This window comes from Paenibacillus sp. FSL P4-0184 (assembly GCF_038004625.1).
Taxonomy (GTDB): Bacteria; Bacillota; Bacilli; order Paenibacillales; family Paenibacillaceae; genus Paenibacillus_AQ.
Genome location: NZ_JBBORN010000001.1, coordinates 4,258,586 through 4,281,818, shown reverse-complemented (window position 1 = coordinate 4,281,818; position 23,233 = coordinate 4,258,586). Strand labels below are relative to the sequence as shown.

At 45.0% G+C, this 23,233-nt stretch carries 25 protein-coding genes; all 25 read right to left on the bottom strand.

The window, feature by feature from the left end:
• Positions 1–2: 2 nt before the first annotated feature.
• Positions 3–488 (bottom strand): hypothetical protein, encoded by a 486-nt coding sequence (locus tag MKY52_RS18795; RefSeq protein ID WP_341052774.1) that lies wholly within the window; start codon positions 486–488, stop codon positions 3–5.
• Complete coding sequence (locus MKY52_RS18790; RefSeq protein ID WP_256721643.1) at positions 485–1,120, bottom strand: RNA polymerase sigma factor; 636 nt, start codon at positions 1,118–1,120, stop codon at positions 485–487. Before MKY52_RS18790 ends, MKY52_RS18795 begins: the two co-directional genes overlap by 4 nt.
• A gap of 42 nt (positions 1,121–1,162) precedes the next feature.
• Positions 1,163–1,915, bottom strand: a complete 753-nt coding sequence (locus MKY52_RS18785; protein WP_339242672.1) for a DnaD domain-containing protein — start codon at positions 1,913–1,915, stop codon at positions 1,163–1,165.
• Between the two features lie 26 nt (positions 1,916–1,941).
• On the bottom strand, positions 1,942–3,240 hold the full coding sequence (gene asnS, locus MKY52_RS18780; RefSeq protein WP_036676308.1) for an asparagine--tRNA ligase: 1,299 nt from the start codon (positions 3,238–3,240) through the stop codon (positions 1,942–1,944).
• Positions 3,241–3,261: 21 nt separating this feature from the next.
• Positions 3,262–4,470 (bottom strand): acetate/propionate family kinase, encoded by a 1,209-nt coding sequence (locus MKY52_RS18775; protein ID WP_042190106.1) that lies wholly within the window; start codon positions 4,468–4,470, stop codon positions 3,262–3,264.
• Positions 4,467–5,339 carry a 3-hydroxyacyl-CoA dehydrogenase family protein gene (locus MKY52_RS18770; protein WP_042129488.1) on the bottom strand — a complete coding sequence of 291 codons (873 nt, stop codon included), beginning with the start codon at positions 5,337–5,339 and terminating at the stop codon, positions 4,467–4,469. Before MKY52_RS18770 ends, MKY52_RS18775 begins: the two co-directional genes overlap by 4 nt.
• Positions 5,340–5,472: 133 nt before the next feature.
• Positions 5,473–6,975, bottom strand: coding sequence for an AAA family ATPase (locus tag MKY52_RS18765; protein WP_076284584.1), 1,503 nt, complete (start codon positions 6,973–6,975; stop codon positions 5,473–5,475).
• On the bottom strand, positions 6,968–7,510 hold the full coding sequence (locus MKY52_RS18760; RefSeq protein ID WP_042190109.1) for a hypothetical protein: 543 nt from the start codon (positions 7,508–7,510) through the stop codon (positions 6,968–6,970). Before MKY52_RS18760 ends, MKY52_RS18765 begins: the two co-directional genes overlap by 8 nt.
• Positions 7,511–7,919: 409 nt before the next feature.
• Positions 7,920–8,438: a cell wall elongation regulator TseB-like domain-containing protein gene (locus tag MKY52_RS18755; RefSeq protein ID WP_149646834.1), complete on the bottom strand. Its 519-nt coding sequence runs from the start codon at positions 8,436–8,438 to the stop codon at positions 7,920–7,922.
• 169 nt (positions 8,439–8,607) lie between these two features.
• Positions 8,608–9,909, bottom strand: a complete 1,302-nt coding sequence (locus tag MKY52_RS18750) for an amidohydrolase (RefSeq protein ID WP_042190113.1) — start codon at positions 9,907–9,909, stop codon at positions 8,608–8,610.
• Positions 9,896–10,549 (bottom strand): redox-sensing transcriptional repressor Rex, encoded by a 654-nt coding sequence (locus MKY52_RS18745; protein WP_341052772.1) that lies wholly within the window; start codon positions 10,547–10,549, stop codon positions 9,896–9,898. Before MKY52_RS18745 ends, MKY52_RS18750 begins: the two co-directional genes overlap by 14 nt.
• A gap of 131 nt (positions 10,550–10,680) precedes the next feature.
• Entirely contained in the window at positions 10,681–13,542 is a 2,862-nt protein-coding gene (gene dinG / locus MKY52_RS18740; RefSeq protein ID WP_341052770.1) for an ATP-dependent DNA helicase DinG, read from the bottom strand.
• Between the two features lie 136 nt (positions 13,543–13,678).
• Complete coding sequence (locus MKY52_RS18735; RefSeq protein WP_341052769.1) at positions 13,679–14,320, bottom strand: tetratricopeptide repeat protein; 642 nt, start codon at positions 14,318–14,320, stop codon at positions 13,679–13,681.
• A 111-nt stretch (positions 14,321–14,431) separates the two neighbouring features.
• Positions 14,432–14,815: an aspartate 1-decarboxylase gene (gene panD / locus MKY52_RS18730; RefSeq protein ID WP_042129504.1), complete on the bottom strand. Its 384-nt coding sequence runs from the start codon at positions 14,813–14,815 to the stop codon at positions 14,432–14,434.
• Positions 14,808–15,698, bottom strand: a complete 891-nt coding sequence (gene panC, locus MKY52_RS18725; protein WP_341052767.1) for a pantoate--beta-alanine ligase — start codon at positions 15,696–15,698, stop codon at positions 14,808–14,810. The genes panD and panC overlap by 8 nt, the downstream gene beginning before the upstream one ends.
• Position 15,699: 1 nt before the next feature.
• Positions 15,700–16,566 carry a 3-methyl-2-oxobutanoate hydroxymethyltransferase gene (gene panB, locus MKY52_RS18720; RefSeq protein WP_042190123.1) on the bottom strand — a complete coding sequence of 289 codons (867 nt, stop codon included), beginning with the start codon at positions 16,564–16,566 and terminating at the stop codon, positions 15,700–15,702.
• 335 nt (positions 16,567–16,901) lie between these two features.
• Positions 16,902–17,702: a biotin--[acetyl-CoA-carboxylase] ligase gene (locus tag MKY52_RS18715; RefSeq protein ID WP_341052765.1), complete on the bottom strand. Its 801-nt coding sequence runs from the start codon at positions 17,700–17,702 to the stop codon at positions 16,902–16,904.
• The gene (locus MKY52_RS18710) at positions 17,692–18,075 is read right to left on the bottom strand and encodes a hypothetical protein (RefSeq protein ID WP_341052763.1); all 384 of its coding nucleotides are present in this window, start codon (positions 18,073–18,075) and stop codon (positions 17,692–17,694) included. The genes MKY52_RS18715 and MKY52_RS18710 overlap by 11 nt, the downstream gene beginning before the upstream one ends.
• A gap of 239 nt (positions 18,076–18,314) precedes the next feature.
• Positions 18,315–19,055: a CCA tRNA nucleotidyltransferase gene (locus MKY52_RS18705; protein ID WP_341052762.1), complete on the bottom strand. Its 741-nt coding sequence runs from the start codon at positions 19,053–19,055 to the stop codon at positions 18,315–18,317.
• 10 nt (positions 19,056–19,065) lie between these two features.
• Complete coding sequence (gene bshA / locus MKY52_RS18700) at positions 19,066–20,223, bottom strand: N-acetyl-alpha-D-glucosaminyl L-malate synthase BshA (RefSeq protein ID WP_341052760.1); 1,158 nt, start codon at positions 20,221–20,223, stop codon at positions 19,066–19,068.
• A gap of 20 nt (positions 20,224–20,243) precedes the next feature.
• Entirely contained in the window at positions 20,244–20,954 is a 711-nt protein-coding gene (gene bshB1, locus MKY52_RS18695; protein ID WP_042190130.1) for a bacillithiol biosynthesis deacetylase BshB1, read from the bottom strand.
• Positions 20,951–21,373 (bottom strand): methylglyoxal synthase, encoded by a 423-nt coding sequence (locus MKY52_RS18690; RefSeq protein WP_042129517.1) that lies wholly within the window; start codon positions 21,371–21,373, stop codon positions 20,951–20,953. The genes bshB1 and MKY52_RS18690 overlap by 4 nt, the downstream gene beginning before the upstream one ends.
• Positions 21,374–21,388: 15 nt before the next feature.
• Positions 21,389–22,192: a 4-hydroxy-tetrahydrodipicolinate reductase gene (gene dapB / locus MKY52_RS18685; RefSeq protein WP_042190132.1), complete on the bottom strand. Its 804-nt coding sequence runs from the start codon at positions 22,190–22,192 to the stop codon at positions 21,389–21,391.
• A gap of 33 nt (positions 22,193–22,225) precedes the next feature.
• Entirely contained in the window at positions 22,226–22,747 is a 522-nt protein-coding gene (locus MKY52_RS18680; protein ID WP_076284574.1) for a tetratricopeptide repeat protein, read from the bottom strand.
• 59 nt (positions 22,748–22,806) lie between these two features.
• Positions 22,807–23,136, bottom strand: a complete 330-nt coding sequence (locus MKY52_RS18675) for a nucleotide pyrophosphohydrolase (protein WP_036676271.1) — start codon at positions 23,134–23,136, stop codon at positions 22,807–22,809.
• Between the last annotated feature and the right edge of the window lie 97 nt (positions 23,137–23,233).

Genomic DNA, 23,233 nt, shown 5'->3' with positions numbered 1-23,233 from the left:
CATCACTTTCTGCTGCCCATTAGCTGATCCAACCATCCGCTAGTTGCCTGTATGACTTGCTCGCTAAATGATAGGGAATTATCTTTTTTAGGGATCATTAGCTCCATTTGACCTGTGTGCAGCTTATCAAACATACCAGATGACATTATCAACAGCGTAAGTGACGCGGCAACCGCATAATGAAAGATTGTCTTTTCATACCAGCGATATCGCCGTCCCCCTTCTTCAACCGTCACTTGTTCCAATGCTGCTGAAGATTCCGTCATTTTAGCCCAATCAGCCATAACTCTCTCTGTAAAAATAGACGAATTCCCCAATGAAGGCAGATCCTCCTGTAGCTGATCCAACATTTCCATGTATGAAGTAAAACTTTCCGTATCTTCCAGCAGCAACTGTTCCCAATCTTCTCTAATCGCCTCTTCCATGTGACCTTCGATATAAGCTTTTGCTTGTTCACGTTGGATTGGATCGTCTCCACGCTTCATCATAGCCATTCGTCCTCCTTCCAATGATTTCGGATCCATTGTCTCGCCCTATACAATCTGGACTCTACCGTCTTCAGGGAGATTCCCTGCTCTGCAGCAATCTGATCATATTTTTTATGTTCCAGATAATAAGCCACCATAATTTCACGATGAGTTTCAGGCAGGCTATTGATTTCACCGAGCAGCCGATCCATCCGATCACGGCGTATAACACCTGACAACACATCCTCTTCGTTGGAAGCGGTCTGGCTCAGTACAAGCTCATAGTCAACAGGAAGTTCCCTAAGTCGATCTCGTTTACGTTTCGCATCAATTGCCTTATTTAAGGCGATCCGTGTAATCCATGACTTTAAGCCTTGATAGCGGTAGTCAGGGAGAGATTTGTACATTTGTAAAAAAGCTTCCTGAGCAGCATCTTCAGCCATTTTGACATCGCGTAATACAGAATAAGTAATTTTGTAAATTTGCTGACTGTATGTATTTACAAATTGACGGAACGCATCCTCGTTACCTTGGCAAATCCGCTGGATTAATACCTCTTCTTCAATGACTCTCCCCTCCTTCCCACAGCAATAGACGCGCCCGATTACAACTACCCCTGCACTTTTTAATAAAAATATTAAAAAGAACCGCACTGACTTTAGCGATGGGCTAAAGCAGTGCGGTTCTCTCCTAATCTATCTTCCGCCATTGCGGAATTTTTGTGTATAGTTCTTAACATCCTGAGCGTTCTTGACTCGGTTGCGGGCCCATTCCAGCAATATTCGATCTATATAACGGAAATGAACCTTTCCTGCAAATACAGATTCCTTCAGCGCTAACAGAATCAGCTCCTCGGGATACCGGTCTTGATCCACCCAACTGGATATCGTCTCACACTCCATTGGAGATAGCGGACGTCCGAATTCCTTTTCGAAAATACTGAACAGATTTCGGCTTTCCTCTTCAGCCCCAAGTTGAGAAGGAGATGAGGGGGGCTTTGCGCCGAATCCACCCCCTGAAGCAGCCCGCGGTGCCGACGTTGCATAGCCACCTACGTGCTTATCTTGCTCATGCTCTTGTACAACTGTCGCTAGATAAGCACCAAGCTTTCCGTATAACCCTGAGAAATTGTAGCGTTCATAATGGATGTCTCTTAGCTCATCGTTGTCTCCATCGATGCTAATAAAACCTTCCTTCATAAGCTTCTGCAACTCTCCTGCTAGTACAGATATGCTACGGCCAGTTACAACCTGAAGCTCCTCAAGAGAAGGGAAGTCAATCCCTTCCACCTGCCTGAAAGAAAGCAGATGTATCAGCAGCATAGCTTCACTTCCGCTTAAATTCAGCTTCCGGTAATACTTCAGTAATGCGTAAGGTATGACGGCCATTCCGTTCTCCAGACCGAAGGAGACGCCTTCGCCCCAGGTACTCCATCCTTTGCCGTCCATGAACGTCCCCCTTCAAATATAAGAACTTATGGGTAGAGACGGTACAGTGTACGTGGGAATGGAATAGTCTCACGTACATGGTCAAGGCCACAGATCCAAGCTACAGTACGCTCAAGTCCAAGTCCAAATCCAGAGTGAGGTACAGATCCGTAAGTACGCAGATCCATGTACCATTTGTAAGAGTCCATCGAAAGATTATGCTCTTTGTAACGCTCTTCAAGCAGCGCAGGATCATCGATCCGCTGTGAACCACCAATAATCTCTCCGTAGCCTTCTGGAGCGATCATATCCGCACACAGTACGACTTCCGGACGGTTTGGATCTGGCTTCATATAGAACGCTTTGAAAGAAGCAGGGTAGTGAGTAATAAATACAGGTTTATCGTATGCTTCTGCGATTGCTGTTTCATGAGGTGCACCGAAATCATCACCCCAAGCAATATCTTCAAAGCCTTTATCGTTCAAGAACTTGATCGCATCGTCATAAGTAATGCGTGGGAATGGTGCTTTGATATTCTCCAGCTTGGAAATATCGCGACCTACCGCTTCCAACTCCGCACGGCAATTCTTCAATACAGATTGCACTACGAAGCTAATAAATTCTTCCTGAACCTTCAAGCTTTCTTCGTGATCTGTAAAGGCCATTTCTGGCTCTATCATCCAGAACTCAATTAAGTGGCGACGAGTCTTAGATTTCTCTGCACGGAAAGTTGGTCCAAAGGAATATACACGGCCTAGTGCCATTGCCGCAGCTTCCATATACAACTGTCCGCTTTGTGTTAGATAGGCGTCCTCATCGAAGTACTTCGTGTGGAACAAGTTAGTAGTTCCTTCTGCTGACGTTGGCGTCAGAATCGGAGGATCCACCTTTGTAAATCCACTCTCGTTGAAGAACTGTTGGATTGCACGAATAATTTCCGCACGAATTACCAGAACAGCCCGCTGCTTCGAGGCACGCAGCCAGAGGTGACGGTGATCCATCAAGAAATCTACGCCATGCTCTTTCGGAGTAATTGGATAATTCTCTGTAAGATGCAGGACTTCAATTCCAGTTACAGTCATTTCAAAACCAGATTGACTGCGAGGTTCCTCGCGGATAATTCCGGTCACATACAAAGAGCTTTCCTGTGTGAGGCTCTTAGCTGCATCCCATACCTCTTCAGGCACTTCTGATTTCACTACAACTCCCTGAATATAACCTGTACCATCGCGGAGCTGCAGGAACTGAATTTTACCACTGGAGCGTTTGTTGTTTACCCAACAACCGATAACAACACTCTCTCCAACATGTTCATTCACGTTCTTAATTACACTCTTGTTAGCCATGCCTTCAATCTCTCCTCTAATTTAGCCGTTAATTCCTTGCACAATACGGTGTGTATCACGTGCAATGACAAGTTCTTCGTTTGTCGGAACTACTAGCACTTGTACCTTGGAATCTTCCGTAGAGATACGACGTGGATCGCCGGAACGAACTTTGTTAGCTTCAGCATCCAACTCAATACCCAGGAACGTAAGGTTATTTAGCAGTTTCTCACGAAGCAATGAAGCATTTTCACCAACACCGGCAGTAAATACGATCGCATCTACACCGTTCATAGCAGCCGTATATGAACCGATATACTTGCGCAAGCGGTACTCATACATTTCAAAAGCTAGTGTGGAATTAGGCTCACCTTTTTCCATACCATCAATAATATCGCGCATGTCACTGCTTACGCCCGAAATTGCTAAGAGGCCACTATGTTTATTCAACATGGAGTTAACTTCGCCTACGGACAATTCTTCCTTGTTCATCACGTAAGGGACAATTGCTGGGTCAAGATCACCACTGCGAGTACCCATCATCAAACCTTCCAGAGGGGTCATACCCATGGAAGTATCCACGGACACTCCACCTTGAACTGCAGTTACACTACCGCCGTTACCGATATGACAAGTAATGATCTTCAGATCTTCCAGTGGACGCTCTAAGTACTCCGCAGCAGCCTTGCTTACGAAGTCGTGTGATGTACCGTGTGCGCCATAACGACGAACTTTATATTTATTGTACAATACTCTAGGAATAGCGTACATATAAGCTTTTTCAGGCATGGTTTGGTGGAATGCAGTATCGAATACAACAACCTGCGGTACACCTGGCATATTTACTTCAGAAGCCGTAATCCCCATCATTGCTGCTGGGTTATGCAGTGGTGCAAGGTCAAACAATTGACGAATTTTCGTTTTTGCGTCAGCATCCACAAGTGCGGAGGATTTGAAGAACTCTCCACCATGCACTACGCGGTGACCTACAGCATCAATTTCTTTAATAGATTCAATTACACCATGCTCTTTGTCTGTAAGACAAGCAAGGACTTTGCGGATCGCAGTATTATGTTCCAGAATTTCGCTTACTTCTGTCACTTCCGCTTTGCCAGTAGGTTTATGATTCAGAATGGAGGAATCCATCCCGATACGTTCAACCAAACCCTTAGCCAAAACCGATTCATCGGTCATGTTATACAGCTGATATTTCAAAGAAGAACTACCTGAGTTAATAACTAAAATATTCATACACGGTCACCATCCTTGTCGTACTTGAAGAAGCCTTCTCCTGATTTCATACCTAGTTGTCCTGCACGTACCATCTTCTTAAGAATTGTAGAAGGACGGTATTTCAGTTCTCCGTATTCACGGAACATATTTTCGAGTGCCGCAAGTACCGAATCCAGGCCAAATCTGTCAGCCATTTCAAGTGGTCCATATTGGAATTGATAACCAATACGCATAGCATCGTCAATATCCTGTGCGGAGGCAACGCCTTCTTGCAGCACATGCATAGCTTCATTGATAAACAAGCAAATGAGGCGTGATGTTACAAATCCTGGGGATTCATAAATCATTACACCTTTTTTCTCAACAATCTCATCAACAAAGGATTTTGTATCTTCAAAAGTAGCATCTGAAGTTTTCAGACCACGTACGATTTCTACAAGATCCACTTTAGCTACAGGATATATGAAATGCATTCCGATCACGCGTTCCGGATACATCGTAGAACTTGCAAGTTCAGTCAAGCTAAGTGTTGATGTATTGCTGGCAAGAATAATGTGGTTCGGGCATACTTGATCCAATTGATTCAAAATCTTTTTCTTTTCTTCCAAATCCTCAACAATGGTTTCGATAACCATGTCACAAGAGCTGAGCTCCGCGAAATGTGTCACTTTTTGAATGCGGCTAAGAATCAGCTTCTTCTCAGCTTGAGTGATCGCCCATTTCTCCAGTTGCTTATCTAGACTTGTCTCGATCATTTCGTAAGAGTAGTCCAGTTTCTCCGCGGTTTTCTCCACTAGTAATACATCCAGGCCTTTGGCTGCTAACATTTCAGCAATACCTTGTCCCATTGTGCCACCGCCGATGACACCTATTTTTTTGAAATTCATAAAAAAGTCTCCATCCTTTCAGGTATCTATACTTTTGTATTGTACCTTGTCTGTCGCAAAAATTTATAAAGCCCGACATATAATGATATCTTAGCATGCCTGAAAAGTAAAAAAAAATAACCAGCATAAATATTTATGCTGGTAAAAGGACGCTGTCACGAAATTGACATCGAAATTGCTCTCCAGAGAGTACTTCTTCCTTCATTAAAATGTCAAGAGAGTAATCAAATACATTTCGTTGCTTTTCAAGGTGCTCACGAGTGCGTGTCATCAGCTCATCCAATATCTTACTATTTTCCTTCATAAGCTCTTCAGTGGTAACCATTTCCAGCTTAGCGATACCCAGCGAAGTTAAACCTGACTTCATCATCGTTTCCACAATATTCAGCGCCTGATCGAAATCACCGCGTGAACCTGTGCTTCGTCCACCATAATACATTTCTTCAGCAGCTGCTCCACCAAGTGCAATCATAATCTGATCTTCGAGATAATCTTTGGTGTACAAATACTGCTCTTGCTGAGGATTATGTCGCACATAACCAAGGGCTTGCCCACGCGGAGTCAGCGTAACCTGACTAACGCTTCCGGGACGAAGGAGCTCTGCCATGATGGCATGTCCCAATTCATGAATGGCGACTCTCTTTTTCTCTTCATGATTTGTTTCTCTATCCGTTTTTTCACCCATCATTACCTTGTCAATCGCCATCGACAGATGCCGCTGCTCCACTTTCGTCAAGTCCTCACGCATCATATAAATCGCAGCCTCATTCATGACACTTTCAAGCTGAGCACCGGAAAAGCCATAGGCTTCTTCAGCGATTTTGTCGAGACTCACCTCTGTATGAAGAGGCTTATTCTTCGCATGCAATTCGAGAATCGATTTGCGGCCCTTTTTGTCAGGCATGTCCACTTGAATATGACGGTCGAAGCGTCCAGGACGTAGCAATGCCGAATCAAGCATTTCTTTCCGGTTTGTTGCAGCTACCAGTAGAATACGCGGTGTTTCGTTATTATAAATACCATCCATCTCAGTCAACAGCTGATTCAAGGTCTGATCATATTCACGCTGCTGACCGCCTTCACGTTTACCGCCAATTACGTCAATTTCATCAATAAAAATAATGGCACTCTGTTTATTTTCCTTAACAGCACGGTTACGAGCATCCTTGAACAAATCGCGGATCCGGCCGGCCCCGACACCTACATACATTTCTACAAATTCACTGCCTGATGCAGCCACGAATACAGAGTTTGTATAATGCGCAGCTGCTCTGGCCATAAGGGTCTTACCTGTTCCTGGAGGGCCAGTGAGTAGAATCCCTTTCAAAGGACGAATCCCAAATTTACTAATCTCCTCGTGCCGGATCAAAAAATCGAGTGCCTCACGAAGCTCTTGCTTCGCATTGTCTTGCCCACCAATTTCTTCAAAAGTGAGCTTTGAAGGCCCTTCCTTCTGGCGTTTCTTCCCCGCACCAGCGTTCACCGTAAGCCCGCCACGCAAATGAGCAATTATAAGTAATGCAGTAAGCATTCCAGCTGCTATAACAATCGGGAATATATTAATACCTAAAAAAGCCATGAAAATAAACAGCACAGGAATAAATCCGAGTAAAATTTCTTTAAGGTACTTAGGCATTATTCCATACCCCCAAGGTCGCAGGTTTTCGCGGCAAAATAATAAATTTGCTTTCTTTTCCATTACTCAAGCTTACGTACACATTGTTGTCGTCGATATCAGTAGATGCTATCACATCTTTAAATTCCGTATTTTGCTGTTTCAATCTATCAAGTTCTGTAGGTATAATCGTATATTTACGGCTCTCCATGGCTTCAGCTACAGAGAACATCGCTTTATCCCAGTAATCATCCAATAGTTCACTTGAATTTTGCTCCACATCGAGTTTAAGTTTACGTCCTTCAATCACTGATTTTCCTTCTTTGGATACATACGATACTAGATCACGTAAATTCGTGCCCGGCTGCAAATCAAGTTTCAAAGTGACCTCATCGCGGTTAATACTAATATGTGAAGTATTTACTCCCTCAAATCCGGTTACAATCTTTTGGAGCGGTTCCTGTAAAGCAAACTGACGATACAAAAAGAATCCTCCGAATAATAGCATAGCCGACAGTAGAGACGTTATCAGTACAGGTACAAGACGTAATTTCAAGAAACGTCCTCCTCTCAAAGATGAAAAAATGTAAACAGAATGATCCAAAGTCATAGCTGCTAAGAGCTCATCAGAGCCTGACGTTCTACTAACACTGTTCTAATTACAAACAGTAGTATATCACAGGTGTATATACTATATTGAAAAAAAGTGTGAAGATATTTAAAATTTTATTTTTTAATTCTTTCCATTTTATTAAATTTATTGATTTAATTCGACAAAAAAGGGCTGTTACTCTTAACTAACAGGCCTTTTTTCGCATGAATCTTTAAATCCCAATATATAAAAACCACTCTTATAGTATATCATATTTCGTATACCTATAGTATATCAAATAATATGTCATCGGAACAAAAACAAGCGAACCATAAACGGTCCGCTTGTTTCCCTAATAATGCCTTTGTTTAATTTAGCGGCTAGGTAAACTGTAACCTTCACCCATTCGAGCCCCATCTGAGAACCGATAAAATTGATAATAATATCGACCGCTTTGTTTATAAAAAAGCTGCCAAGCATACTCCCCGTTATATACTCCTGGCAACAACCGCTCAATGCTGATGTCCGGAAGATCGGCTTTTATAAGGCTACGCATTTTCGCTTCAGAGGTTCCTTTACTTAGTTCTTCAGCATATACTGCGTCGGTTCCTTCAGCAAACTTCCCGTCTACAGTAAAACGTACCCAAACCATCAACTCGGTCCCGGCTTCATTCTTCCCTGTTAAGACCCAGTACACCGCATTTTCATCCCACACGGATTTCTGCGCTTTGGTTACCTCTGTCAGACCAGCACTGGTTTTAGCGACATCCTTAGCGATATCTCGCTCGTTCCATTGATCTTTCATAATATAAGCATAGAACTGGATAAGTCCGAACAGAAGGAGCAGAATCAGAACTGACCCCAGGAGGATCCATTTTTTCCTTTTCTTCAAGGTACAGCTCCCTTTCTAGTAATATATCTTTTTTGATTATATAACACACCTGTGTGTTTATCCAAAGTTTCATATCCAATTCAATGATCTAATTATCAGAAACACAAAAGGCTGTAACTTTGCAATCGCAGAAAGTCACAGCCTTTCAGTTATTCGTTATGATCTTAGACTACCGTTTAAGCAGTCCATCAAATGATTCTTGTGCCTTACGACGGATTGCTTCCTCATCTAGCGTTACACATTCTCCGTGTTTTACAACCTGTTTACCATTCACCCATACATGCTCAACATCCTTGGCACTGGCAGAGTATACAGCATGAGACAACAGATCTGTGTGTGGTAGCAAATGCGGCTGGTCTATATCAATCGCGATAAAGTCCGCTTTCATGCCAACAGCGAGTCTACCCACATCATTTAAAAAGATAGACTTTGCGCCATACTCTGTAGCTATACGCAGCGCTTCCGGAGCTGGAACAGCCGTCGGATCACCACTTACACCTTTATGGATGAGGGCTGCAAGACGCATCTCTTCAAACATATCCAGGTTATTATTGCTTGCCGCACCATCTGTACCCAGTGATACCTTCACACCAGCCTTTAGAAGATCCGTAACCCGAGCCACTCCACTAGCAAGTTTCAGATTACTTCCTGGGTTATGAGACACGCCTACATCATGACGCGCCAGTATCTCGATCTCTTCATCATTCAAATGAACGCCATGTGCAACAATAGACGGACGTGTGAACATTCCAAGCTTCTCTAAATGCGCTACTGGCCGAAGTCCGTAATCCACCACATTCTGCTCCACTTCGCGTTTGGTCTCGGACATATGGGTATGCATCGGTAAATCCAAATCATGTGCCGCTTGAACAAACTTAACAAAGAAGTCCGGTGGGCAAGTATATGGGGCGTGTGGCGAGATCATCGTCGTAATTCTACCATCAGCCTTACCATGCCAATTTCGTGCAAAAGAAATCGCTTCCGCAAGCTTGTGATTTTGTACTTCCTCTGGGCATAATCCGATTACGCCTCTCATCAATACGGAACGGATGCCTGATAATTCGACTACCTCTGCTACTCGATCCATATGATCATACATATCCAAGAAGGTTGTAGTACCACCTTTTAGCATTTCCAGTACCGACAAGGAGGTTCCCCAGTATACATCTTCTCCAGTGAATTTCGCTTCCATCGGCCACATCTTCTCTTGAAGCCACACCTGAAGTGCTAAATCATCTCCATAACCACGAAGCAATGACATTGCCGCATGGCCATGTGTGTTTACCAGACCTGGCATAAACAGCAGACGACTGCCATCAACAACTTGCACATCATCTTCCATTAAAGGCTCTTCTTTTCCTATGTAAGTGATCAAATCATCTTCAATAGTCATATATCCATTCAGAACCGGCTCATCCGTTCCCGGAATAAGAAAACGCCCGCCCTTAATAATCGTTTTACTGCTCTTCATTTCCGGTTTCTTCCTTTCCGTCTTTCAAATAATAAGCAAGGCTTTGCAAATCCGTTGTAAAATCGGCAGCATGAACCCGGATATTCGATGGTGTTTTTAGAATCACTGGTGCAAAATTCAAAATCGCCTCGATGCCAGACTCAATGAGAATATCTGCTACATTCTGCGCTTCTGAATCAGGCACAGTAATTATCCCAATTCGAATACCTTGCTCACGAATCGTCTGACCAAGCTCCTCCATCGGTTGAACGGTAAGAGAGTTGATTTTCCGCCCTACCTTAGGTGCATAGGAGTCAAATATAGCGGTAATCTTCATAGTATCTTTCAGATAAGCATTGTAATTAGATAATGCATGTCCAAGGTTACCGGCACCTACTAAAGCCACATTCAATTGTTGATCCAGCTTCAGAATATGACGGATTTTTTCAATAAGATAAGTTACGTCATACCCGATACCTTTTCTACCAAAGTCTCCAAAATAAGCTAAATCTTTACGAATTTGAGCAGGATTCAAATCAAGTTTTTGTCCTAGTTCTTGTGAGGAAACGGTTAATATTTCACGTTTCTGGAGATCATTCAAGAAACGCAAGTACACAGGAAGTCTGCGAACAACGGCTTCTGATATTTTATCCGATTTCATAATTTACCTCCTAATTTAAGTGATATTCTGTTCAAATCCTATCGAAATATCTGCACCTCGTCTCAAGGAAGAGCGGTATTCTTATACCGCCCTTCCTTGTAGAGTGATTAATAAGATCGATGACGTTCTTTTCAAGAAACGCCTCCGTCTTCCAACCACTCCGCTATACGAGGAACCATTTGATCCGTAAGCATATGCTCCATTTTCGGGCCAGGCAACGAATAGAGGAAATACTTCCCATAGTGAGATTCGATCACCCTTGTGTCATACACAATAACAATACCCCGATCTTGCGCTGTCCGTACCAGCCTCCCAAATCCTTGCTTGAAGCGAATAACCGCCTGAGGAACAGACAACTTCATAAACGGATTCTTTTTCTGGGCTTGTAATAACTCAGACTTCGCTTCCGCTAGGGGGTGGTTTGGCGGTTGAAATGGGAGTCTCACGATGGCCAAGCATGTTAATGCTTCACCTGGAATATCTACACCCTCCCAAAAGCTGCTTGTTCCTAACAGTACAGAAGCTGCACTGTCCTGAAAACGGCGGATCAGCTTGCTACGGCTGCCCCCCTCCACGCCTTGACCTAACACCGTGATCTCTTGTGAGGCTAGAGCCTCTTTCAGAGGATCGTAAACCTGGCGTAGCATCTTGTAAGAAGTAAACAGGACAAGCATCCGCCCACGTGTTGTAATAGCTGCTTCTGCTAGTGACTGTACGAGTGTATCGACAAATCGGGCATCGCCTACACTACCCTTCACACTTGGGAAATCCCGCGGAATAACTAACAGCGCCTGCTCCCGATACTTAAAGGGAGAAGGCAGGAGTGATGTCATCAGACGCCCCTCTTCCGCAGCTTCATTAAGTCCGAGATTATCAATCATAAACTGGAAAGATTTATCGACAGAGAGTGTCGCCGAAGTTAGTACGATACTTTTCTTCTTGTCGAAAAACAGCTCCTTAAGCTGAGTACTAACATCAACAGGAACGGCATACAACTGTAGCGATTTACTGCGATAATTTCCATTCGCCTCCAGCCAATATACTACATTCTCATCATTTAATCCCATAAAAAACCGTACTTGCTCACGTATAGAAGCTAAATCCTTAAATAAGCCGCTAATATCGGTAACTAGGCTATCTGAGGAAGATTGACCTTCTTGATCTCGCATCTCATTAAGCATTTTATCACCTTTACGGATAATTTCGCTTAATGTCAGATTCATAGTATTCTCTAAAGCAACCAATTCATCCCAATCTTTCGGTTTACGGGTAGGAAGTAACCGCATGACTAACTGGCCGGCTTCTCCCGCCGCTGCATCGCTGCGTTCCGGCAAGAGGGTGAATAGTTTATCACTAAGCAGATCCCAGGTTTCTTTTACGGTAAGAAGGTCCGGATAGATTCTATCGATCACTCCGCTCCATTCAGAAGCTTCCTCACTGCCTGATGACTGAAGCATTTGGCGAAGTGTAGGAAGTTGGCCATTTCGACTATCCTTATAAAGACGCGATAGTGTATGTGCCACCGTGAAATGCTTCATATGCATGCCTAAATGCTTGCCAGCCACGTCCTCCAGATGATGGGCCTCATCTATTACAAGATGTTCATAAGCCGGAAGTAGTTGATGCCCAGCCTTAACATCTGCGAAAAGCTTAGAGTGGTTCGTAATAACCACGTCTGCAATACCAGCTTCATGCTTAGCCCGATGATAATAACACTTACGGAACCAAGGACACGAGCGACCCAGACAAGAATCGGTATCGCTTGCCACCGTCTCCCAAAAATCTCCGCCACGTCCACTTAGATTGAGCTCTTCGTCATCTCCTGATTCACTTTGTGTCAGCCAAACGATCATCTGAGCCGCAGTAAGCGCATCTTCCCTCGGACTTATAAAGTCTTTTTTATTAATTTTATGTTCGAACTTACGAAGACACAAATAATGCCCTCTGCCCTTAAAAATTGCAGCTTTAAATGGAAAAGGAACTACCTGCGTTAACAAAGGAATATCACGCTCACGCAATTGATCCTGCAGATTAATAGTATGAGTGCTGACCATGACTTTTTCATTAGTGCGTACGCTTTGGTATATGGCAGGCAATAAATAACCAAGGGATTTACCGGTTCCTGTCCCTGCTTCGATCAATAGATGCTTGTCTTCGGCAAGTGCCGTCATCACCTCATTGATCATAATATCCTGAGCTTCTCGGCTTTCATACTGTGGCAAAGTTTCTTTAAGTCGTTTCGTTACTTCATCCATATAATCTGTAAAAGATAAATTGTGTAGTGGATTCTCAGCATGCTCGTCTCGAGGTGGAGCTAATTCGTTCCAGTCTCCTACTGCAAGCGCTAATTGACGATAGAAAGTCAGATCACCTTCGGGCTGAAGCGTCTCCGCTTCCCGTTCACGCAGCAGACCATCAAAATACCAACCTAAATCACTATCCTCTTCCGTAAACAGCTCACAGAGTCTCTGAATCGTCAGCAGAGGCAAATCGTAGAGCTCCTCCAGACATTTCAGCAATACAAGAGCAGTTGCGAGTGCATCACTGTCTGCCTGATGCGGACGATCATGCGTCACTCCAAAATGTGCACTAACTGATCCTAGTTGATAGGATGTGAGGGAAGGAAAGCAGATTTTCAGAAAATCAATCGTATCTAAAATCCGCCCTTGAAATGGTAAATACCCACATCGGTCTAAAGCATTTTGCAAAAAATGGAAGTCGAATGCGACATTATGCCCTACAAGCACAACATCATCCAAGAGTGGGACAAGCTCCATCATCATCTCATCCAGCTCAGGTGCATCCTTTACATCATCGTCGGTAATCCCCGTTAGACCAGTTATAAAAGGAGGTATCGGCGTTCCGGGCTTGACGTAGGAACCATATACCCGGGAGATGGACCGGTCTTCTTCTATAATTGCAAGGCCAACCTGGATAATTTCACCCACGGATTGGGTTCCCGTTGTTTCAAAATCAAGCACGGCAAATTTCATTATAATTCTATTCCCTTTCAATTGAGACTCTTAATCAGCATAACAGAAGTTGCGAAAAAAGGCGATGCACACCACTGGTTCAGGGGATGCATCGCTTGAATGAAAATGCGGAATAATAAACCGTAAACGTAATAATTTACAATAATGAAACAAGCTGATTTCCGAAATGAAGCTTACCTCCTCGGCGGCGGCAAACCTCCAAATTAACGGTTGGTTCAGGAAGTGCCGGGTCAAGTTGCAAAGAAAGGCCAAACAGCTCCTGCGCTTCATTGAAACGTTCTTGAGAGGCCCTGATGCAACCTAAAGCGTTATAAACCATTGCCTTCAGCTTGGTTTCCCGTATCAAACCGAGCATATGGTTCAGATGGCTCCAAGCAGCTTCCCCCTCCCCTTCCTGCAGGTAAGAGATGGCTAAATATAATCGAGCTGCCAAGCTATCCGGATATTGCACAATAACTTCCTTAAACTGTTCAATACATTTCCCATACATCAGCAGCTTATAATACCCCTGACCTCTAACAAAAGTATCCATGCACAGCTCGGGTGCTTCCTGCACTGGCACTTCCTCTTCAACCACAGTCGTAAAATCTACACTTTCACGAAAGTGACTTAGCTTCTCTGCAAAGGCCAGCCATTCATCCATCACTTTATCACTAAGTCGATGCAGCATATTATAATTGCATAAAAGCTCATTCCGGCGGGCACCCTCCGCTGTAGGGTAATCTGTAACGATCTCCTGAAGCACCTTGTTCATTTCAGCAAACAAATGTTGAAACATGGGCTATCCCCCCTTACTGAAGATGATATCAGTTCAGCTTGCCTGACTTCATTTTCTGCGAGAACGGGGTCTTTCATCCCTGCCATTCATTACATGGCGTAAGTCCATAATTTAAGCGATTGTAGCATGCAATTCATGATCAGCCAGCTTCACTGGTCTGTTGTTCTCATCCACGAATACCACCGTTGGCTTATGCGACTCCAGTTCTTCCGAAGACAGCATCGCATACGAAATAATAATTACTGTATCTCCCGGTTGAACAAGACGTGCAGCTGCACCATTTAGGCAGATCACACCACTGCCGCGAGGCCCTGGAATAACATAGGTTTCTAACCGTGAACCATTATTGTTATCCACGATCTGCACTTTTTCATTCTCAAGAATATCTGCCGCTTCCATTAAGTTCTCATCAATTGTAATACTCCCCACATAATTCAAATTCGCTTCTGTCACCGTCGCGCGGTGAATTTTGGATTTCATCATATGTCTAAACAAGAGCGGCAACCTCCTTTGGAATAAATACATTATTGTCAATTAAGCGCGTTCTGCCAAACTTCACGGCAAGCGCTATAATAATTTCCCCATTTACATCCGTTAATAAAACTTCGTTCTCTAAGCCTTCCAGATTAGGGAAAGTCAATATTTCCGCATAATCAATGACCGCCAAAGGAGAGCTGGAAATAACCGAGGTCAACAATTCCCGCACTTCAGCAACGGTTCTTACTTTTCCTTCTTCAATGGACTGACGTGCTTCACGCAAGGAACGAGATAACACCAGTGCTTGAGAACGTTCCTCTGGAGATAAGAATACGTTACGCGAGCTAAGTGCAAGTCCATCTCCTTCACGAACGATAGGGCAAGGTACAATTTCAACATTCATATTCAAATCAGATACCATTCTGCGGAGCACAGCTACTTGCTGAGCATCCTTTAGCCCGAAGAAAGCATAATCTGGCTGCACGATATTGAATAGTTTATTAACAACTGTTGTTACGCCATTAAAATGCCCTGGACGCGAAGCCCCACAAAGTCGAGTGGTAAGCTCTGATACCGAGACAGTAGTCCGGGTAGGCTGCGGATACATTTCTTCCACACTGGGGATAAATACAATATCGACACCTTCGCGTTCCGCAAGCTCCAAATCACGCTCTTCATCGCGCGGATAGGAATCATAATCCTCATTCGGTCCGAACTGCAGCGGGTTCACAAATATGCTCATAACGACCGTGTTGCTCATTTCTCCTGCCCGCCGAAGCAGACTGGCATGTCCTTCATGCAGGTATCCCATGGTTGGAACAAACCCAATCGGGGTATGCCCACCTTGTCTCATATATTCCAAAGCTTCGCGCAGCTGCTTAATGCTTCTGACGACTCTCATCTTATTCCCCATCCTTTCCGGCACCGCCGTATAAAGATTCCAGAACGGTTTCATCTGCTTTAAAAACATGACCTTCATCTGGGTACGAGCGATCCTTCACTTCTTGCACATATTGGCTGATACCCTCACGAATCAGGCTACCCACATCCGCATAGGTTTTGACAAAACGTTTCTCACGGTAGGGTGAGGCATAACGCAACAAATCATGGAAAACTAATACCTGTCCATCACAATAACGACCTGCACCAATCCCAATGGTCGGAATGCTCAGTGCCTCAGAAATTGCTTGTGCTACTTCTTCTGTCACCAGCTCCAGTACCACTGCAAAAGCACCTGCTGCTTCAAGGGCCTTAGCTTCATCCATCAGACGTTTTGCATCTTTGGCGTCCTTACCTTGAATGCGGTAGCCACCAATCATATTTACCGATTGTGGTGTAAGTCCAATATGCCCCAGCACAGGAACTCCCGCAGCTACAACCGCAGTAACTGTCTCACAAATTTCGAGACCGCCTTCCATTTTGACGGCATGAGCCCGCCCTTCCTGCATCAGTCTGCGCACACCCCGCAAGGTTTCATCTATACTTCCGTGGTAGGTCATAAATGGCATATCTGCCACAATGAATGTTTTTTGTGCGCCCCGAGTTACCGAACGAGTGTGGTAGACCATATCGTCAATCGTAACAGGTAAAGTTGTATCATATCCAAGTACCACATTTCCCAGGGAGTCACCCACCAGAATAAGATCGATACCGGCTTCTTCAGCAAGTAGAGCCGATGGGTAATCATAAGCAGTCAGCATGCTTAACCGCTCACCATCTGCTTTCATTTTTTTCATTTTTACAATATTAAGTGCTTGTTTGTTTGCCATTTCTCTCTTCGTCCTCCTTTTTGAAATTACATCCCCGTAAAAATCGCAACAAAAAAACCTTTTAGCAACGATTTGCTAAAAAGGTCCGAAGGGCAAAAAAGAGTCACTCGCGATCGTCCCTTCTGTCTCGGTCCTTACGGCTCAGAGCAGAATCCAACGTAACCGTCTAACGCAGTTATGAAGGTGATTCCAATAATAAAACCATTATAAGTTCATCAGATCAAGAGTACAGTTCGCAAAACGATACCGCCTCTGCCCCATAGTATAACAAAAAGGACTCGGAAATACACGAAAAAAATATGACAGGGGATGACACCCTGTCATATAAAAAAGATTTATAAAAGCTCGATTTCACCTGAGCATACGCTAGAAATCTCTCCTGCGCTGTTTTTAAGGATTAGTCCACCTAACTCATCCAAGCCTACCACAACGCTTTCAGAGCGTCCCTGAGGGCTATTCAGAGCGATTTGGCGACCCAAAGTAACTGACATCGACTCCCACAGCTCTTTGATAGGATTAAAACCTTGTTCCATGTATAGATTGAAATGCAGCTCTAACTCATTCAATACAGCTCTTATCAGCTCCGAACGGTCAATAGGGACACCGCCCCGCTGAATCCGAAGAGAAGTCGCTACTTCCTTCAGATGATCAGGATAATCGTCTTCAGTCAAGTTCGCAGAAATTCCAATCCCGGCGATGCAATAATGAAGCTCTCCTTCTCTTAGCGAAGACTCGAGCAAAATTCCACATATCTTTCGACCGCCCGCAAGCAAATCATTTGGCCATTTAATCCCGGCGTCTACCCCGGTTACAAGGCGAATTGCCTTACAGACAGCAACCCCAGCAAGCAGTGTTAACTGAGGAGTCTGTAACAAAGGTAACTTCGGACGCAATACAATACTCATCCAAATGCCTTTGCCACGAGGAGAAAACCATTTTCTACCCATTCGCCCTCTAGCTCCGGTCTGTTCTTCAGCGATTACGGTTGTTCCTTCTGGCGCACCGTTTTCCGCCAATCGTTTGGCTTCCTCCTGAGTAGATACGACAGACTCCAGGAGCTGAACTCTGTCTAGCCAATTCGAATCAGAAGCTTCCTGCTTCAACCCGGTTAGCGACAGCGCTTTTTCATAGCTCATGTCCATCCATCCTTTTTGCTTCAAGCAGCAATTCTTGTTTATTGTTAAGAAGATCTCCCGAAGCAGTCGCCTGCAGAAGTGCACTCAGCATATTGCCAAGCCAAGGTCCTGGACGTTTCTCAAGCGCTTCCGCCAACTCATTGCCTGTAACAGCAAGCTCCGAGAGACTCTTCAATGGCATTTGTGCGATCCACTCTTTTGCAGGCACCGCTGGGGTGGTGATAGCGGGCGAGTCTTTTGAGACCGCTTGGGTGTTGACAGCGGGTGAGACTTCCATGTCCGCTGGCGAGTTCGCAGCGGGAAGGGCAGCTGCTGGCAGGATCGCCAGCAGCGAGAGCCACCCTTCGGCGGCTTCCACGCCGAAGGTCAGCACGGCGGCGATCCAGCGCCGCCGCAGTAGATCCATGCCGCCCGGTTCCCCCGGCGGCATAGCCTCCAGGGCAGCGGTCCAAGCTTCGCGGACCCGCAGCACCTGGACGACGCTGGTACGCGTCGTCCCAGAGAACGTCCATGCCCGCAGCAGCTCATCGGCCTCCTGGGCCGACTGCTTCAGGGCATGGAGGAGAAGCGCCCACCGCAGGTGGGCGCTCTCCAGTTCCCCTATCCCGGCCGTTAAGGCGCAGCAGCCGCCAGATCGGTTCCGGTCCAGGGGAACGGGGCTTTGCCGCGCGCGAGCAGCTCACAGCGCGCTAGCATAGCAAGGCCGCGCCGAGGATGCGGCCCCTCTACGATGCGGTCCAGCTCCGCGCGGACACGCTCCACAGCAATATGCGCCAGCTTATCTCGCTGACGCAGGAGCCCTCTCCACGTATTCTTAGCGATGGAGAAATCTAACACCGATGCGAAACGAACGCAGCGAAGCATGCGAAGCGCATCCTCATCGAACCGTTCCTCTGCATCACCCACACAGCGGATCACACGGAGAGCTAGATCCTTCTCGCCTCCGAAGGGATCAATCAAATCTCCACCCAGCCCGCAGCATATCGCGTTAATCGTAAAATCACGACGACGAAGATCTTCCTTCACATCACTAACAAATTCAACATGGTCCGGACGACGATGATCGACATATCCGCTTTCAGTTCGGTATGTCGTCACCTCAAATCCATGCCCATCCTGAAGCACGGTGACCGTCCCATGTGCTAGTCCTGTCGGAATACTGCGTGCGAAGATGGCTATCACTTCCTCCGGCACTGCTGAAGTTGTAATATCCATATCATGCACTGGCCTACCCAATAGCTCATCGCGAATGCAGCCTCCAACCCAAAAAGCCTCATGGCCGTTTTGCGTTAGCTCAGAAATTACATTTTCCGCCGCAAGAGCCATAGCAGATGGCGCCATTTTCCATTTCATTACGAACTCCTTACCCCCTGACTGTATCCAGTCTAGGTACCTTGCGCCCGAGCACACGGTAATATATATCCTCATACTGACTTGTAATCGAATCCTTACAGAAATCTTTGCAGGCCGTTTCCAGACAAGCTTGTCTGAACTGCTCCACCATGCGATCATCCGATAGGAGTTTGATTGCATATTTCGCCATAGTTTCTGTATCACCAATTGGAGCAATGAATCCTGTCTTGCCATGTTCTATGAGCTCCGGAATGCCTCCGGTTTGCGAACCAATAGTCGGAACACCACAGGCCATCGCTTCCAGGGCGACCAGACCAAAGCTTTCCTTCTCAGAAGGTAACAGAAGAAGATCAGCCAACGAAATAACTTGAGCAATCTCATCCTGTCTTCCTAAGAAGCGGACTTTATCATCCAGACCCATTTCACTGATCTTAGCTTGAATCTTAGGAAGATCTGGCCCTTCGCCAACAAGCAGCAGACGTGAAGGGATTTCACGATTCACTTTAGCAAAGATATCGACAACATCGCTTACCCTTTTAACTGGGCGGAAGTTACTGATGTGCATCAAGATCATCTCCTCAGGAGAAGCAAAATCTTCTCGCAGATTCGATACATCCCGTGGATAATAGACACGATGATCAACGAAGTTATAAGTGAGGTCGATCTGGCGCGTAATATCCAGCACTTCTCGTGTTTCTCTAATGAGATCCTTCGATACGGCTGTTACGGCATCACTTTCATTAATTCCAAGACGGATTAGATCTTTTAGCGATTCATCCTGTCCAAGTACCGTAATATCAGTGCCATGCAAAGTCGTTACAACTTTTATATCATTACCAAGCATCTGCTTAGCAAGGAAAGCACAAACAGCATGCGGAACGGCGTAATGAACATGCAACAGATCTAAATTCTGCATTTTGGCAACCTGAGCCATCTTCGTAGCAAGTGCTAAATCATAAGGAGGATATTTGAATACATAATAATCATTAACCTCTACCTCATGGTAAAATATATTTTTCTGGAATTTCCCTAGCCGAAACGGAATGCTGTGTGTAATAAAATGAACTTCATGTCCCTTCTCGGCCAAGAGTTTTCCTAATTCAGTCGCTACTACGCCTGAGCCGCCAAGAGACGGATAACAAGTGATGCCTATTTTCAAACGATCCATATTCCGTCCCCTTCTATACCTTATATAGTTTGATCCCCTGCAGTAAACAGATCTACTGCATAGGGAACTTTTGTTGCAAAACCTTCCGCATAGGGAATAAGTCTCCGCTGTCCAAGCAACATGTCTCTGGAACGAACACGTTCAATATAACCTTCCGTTAGCGGTGTGGATACAGCATCGGCACCGAGCGGCTTGGTGAACTGGGAGCGATAGCAGGACAACGCCTGCTCCTTCAGCCCATATTGTTTAGTAACATCTACAATAAGATCCGTACGTCCTAGATCATTTATAAAATAAAAAAACAGCTGTGGAGCCGGAACTGCCGGCTTGTCCGGCATATATTTACGTAGTTTAGCATTAAAAACAGCCTCTTCTACTAACTTACTGCACGCAATATGATCCGGATGACGATCTTCCCAATAAGGAGCAAAAACAATCGCAGGAGCAAACCGGCGAATTTCTGCTGTCACAGCGGCCACATGCTCTTCTGTTATAAACAGCCCTCTGTCAGATAAACCCAAATTCGTCCGCACAGACACGCCAAGCAGATCAGCAGCTTGCTGTGCCTCTTCCTTGCGTAGCTCTACAGTACCGTTCGAGGACATTTCCGCAGCTGTTAAATCGCACAGACCTACTTTTAGTCCTGCAGCGGTATGCTTAGCAATCGTACCTGCCATTCCGATCTCCGCATCATCCGCATGAGCCCCAAATACAAGAATGTCCAGCTTCATTCATCAACACCTGGTTTGTATTTATGGACGAGTTCACGCCAAGCAAAGTCACCGCGATCAATCGCCTTCACAAGCACCTCAGCTGTTGCGATATTCGTTGCTACAGGGATACCATATACGTCACATAGACGAAGTAAAGCTGTAATATCTGGTTCATGTGGCTGTGCCATTAATGGGTCGCGCAAGAAAATAATAAGATCCAATTCATCTTGGGCTACCATTGCCCCAATTTGCTGATCTCCACCCAATGGTCCTGACATATAGCGATGAATCTTCAAGCTAGTCACATCCATGATCCGTTGGCCAGTAGTCCCCGTAGAAAATAGTTCATGACCTACAAATACATGCTCATAGGCTAATACAAAATTTACGATTTCATCTTTTTTACGATCATGTGCAATAAATGCGATCTTTAACATGGTGTTCTCCCCTGTCTATTCTATAAAGTGCTCAAATCCATAGATCAAGCCAGTGTATCCCATTACCTTTTGAATACCCATCTTAACGCCTGGCATATAGCCTGCTCGCTCATAAGAATCATGCCGAATTTTTAAGGATTGTCCGAACCCACCAAAAATCACTTCTTCTTGGGCAAACACACCAGGAAGACGGACACTATGTATCCGGAATCCATTATAGTAACCCCCACGCGCACCCTCAATCGTTTCTTCTTCTTTAGGGTTTCCTTGACGAAGCTCTTCCCGTACTTCTGAAATCATCTCTGCTGTTTTGACTGCAGTTCCGGATGGAGCATCCAGTTTTTGGTCACCATGATACTCGATAATCTCCAGATGTGGAAAGTATTTTGAAGCTTGAGCCGCAAATCTCATCAACAGAATAGCCCCTATGGAGAAGTTCGGAGCAATAAGTCCACCTATCCCCTGGTCTTGACACTGCTTGTCCAGTTCCACAATTTGCTCCGGTGTGAATCCGGTTGTACCTATAACCGGACGCACTCCATATTTAATGGCTAGCACTGTATTCATATATGCTGATTGTGGTGTAGTGAAATCGACCACAACATCTCCGTTGCTTCCCGCGAGGGCAGCCTCAAGATCTGAAGTTACAATAACTCCTGAGTCTTCGAGACCTACTAGACGGCCTGCATCTATATCCATTGTTGAACGATCTACCGCAGCCGCTAGTTCCAACTCTTCGTCCTGCAGCACAAGTTTAACAACCTCTTTACCCATTCTCCCGCCTGCACCGGATACGATAACTCTGATCTTGTTGCTCATATCTTTTCATCCTCGCTTTCACTAGTTATATAGTTACTGCATATACGATTGTATGGATTTCTGAAGGTCTACCATCAATTCTCGCAAGCCAGAATCATCCGGATGTAAAGAAATCACTTCTTTCAAGGCGGCCATAGCCTGCATATGTTCATTCACCCGACTATGTGCGATGGCAAGCCATACATAAGCATCCCCATATAATGGATCAAGGGTGATGGCCTCTTTAAGTAGCGTAATCGGATGATACGGGTTACGAGTTTTGTTATCTTCATCTTCTATCAACCGCTTAGCTTCCTGTACATGCATCATAGCTTGAAGATGCTGTAGATGTAGACTATACTCAGGTTTGCTGCCATCTAACTTCATAGCCACCTGAGCATGAACTAAAGCTTTATCTAGCATACCACTGCGGGCATACGTTATGGAACAACGATATCTGACTTCAGCATCAGCCGGACTTGCTGCAATCGCGGCTTCAAAGCAAACAATAGCTTCTGCAAAGTCACTACGCAATATAGAGCGATAGGCTTCTCTTACATAATCCCTTTGATCCATATCCTCACCATCCTCACGGCTAAATCCCGTTCGTTTGGTACAGCATATGTTATAGAGGCCTAATCGGTGTCTTTTGGTGTCCAACGACCAGCGTCTCGGGTATTAAACTTATGCATGACCTTATTATGTGCTTCAGTCAGATCAATCCCAAGAGAATTTGCAAAACAAACAGTAATAAACAAAATATCTCCCAGTTCAAGCTCTATAGAATTCTCTGCTTCATCAGATTTCTTCGGCTTCTCACCGAATTCATGATTGACTTCCCGCGCCAACTCTCCGACTTCCTCGGACATGCGGGCTAACATAGACAGCGGACTGAAGTATCCTTCTTTAAATTGCGATATATAAGCGTCTACTTCACGCTGAATGTCACCAAGACTTTTGTCCATAAAATGTATCTTTGCCCCCTCTGTATATCTTGCCTTCTGTTTGCCCCTATGTTATCGTAAAGACGTTTTGAAGACAAATCTTTTTTGAATATTTTAA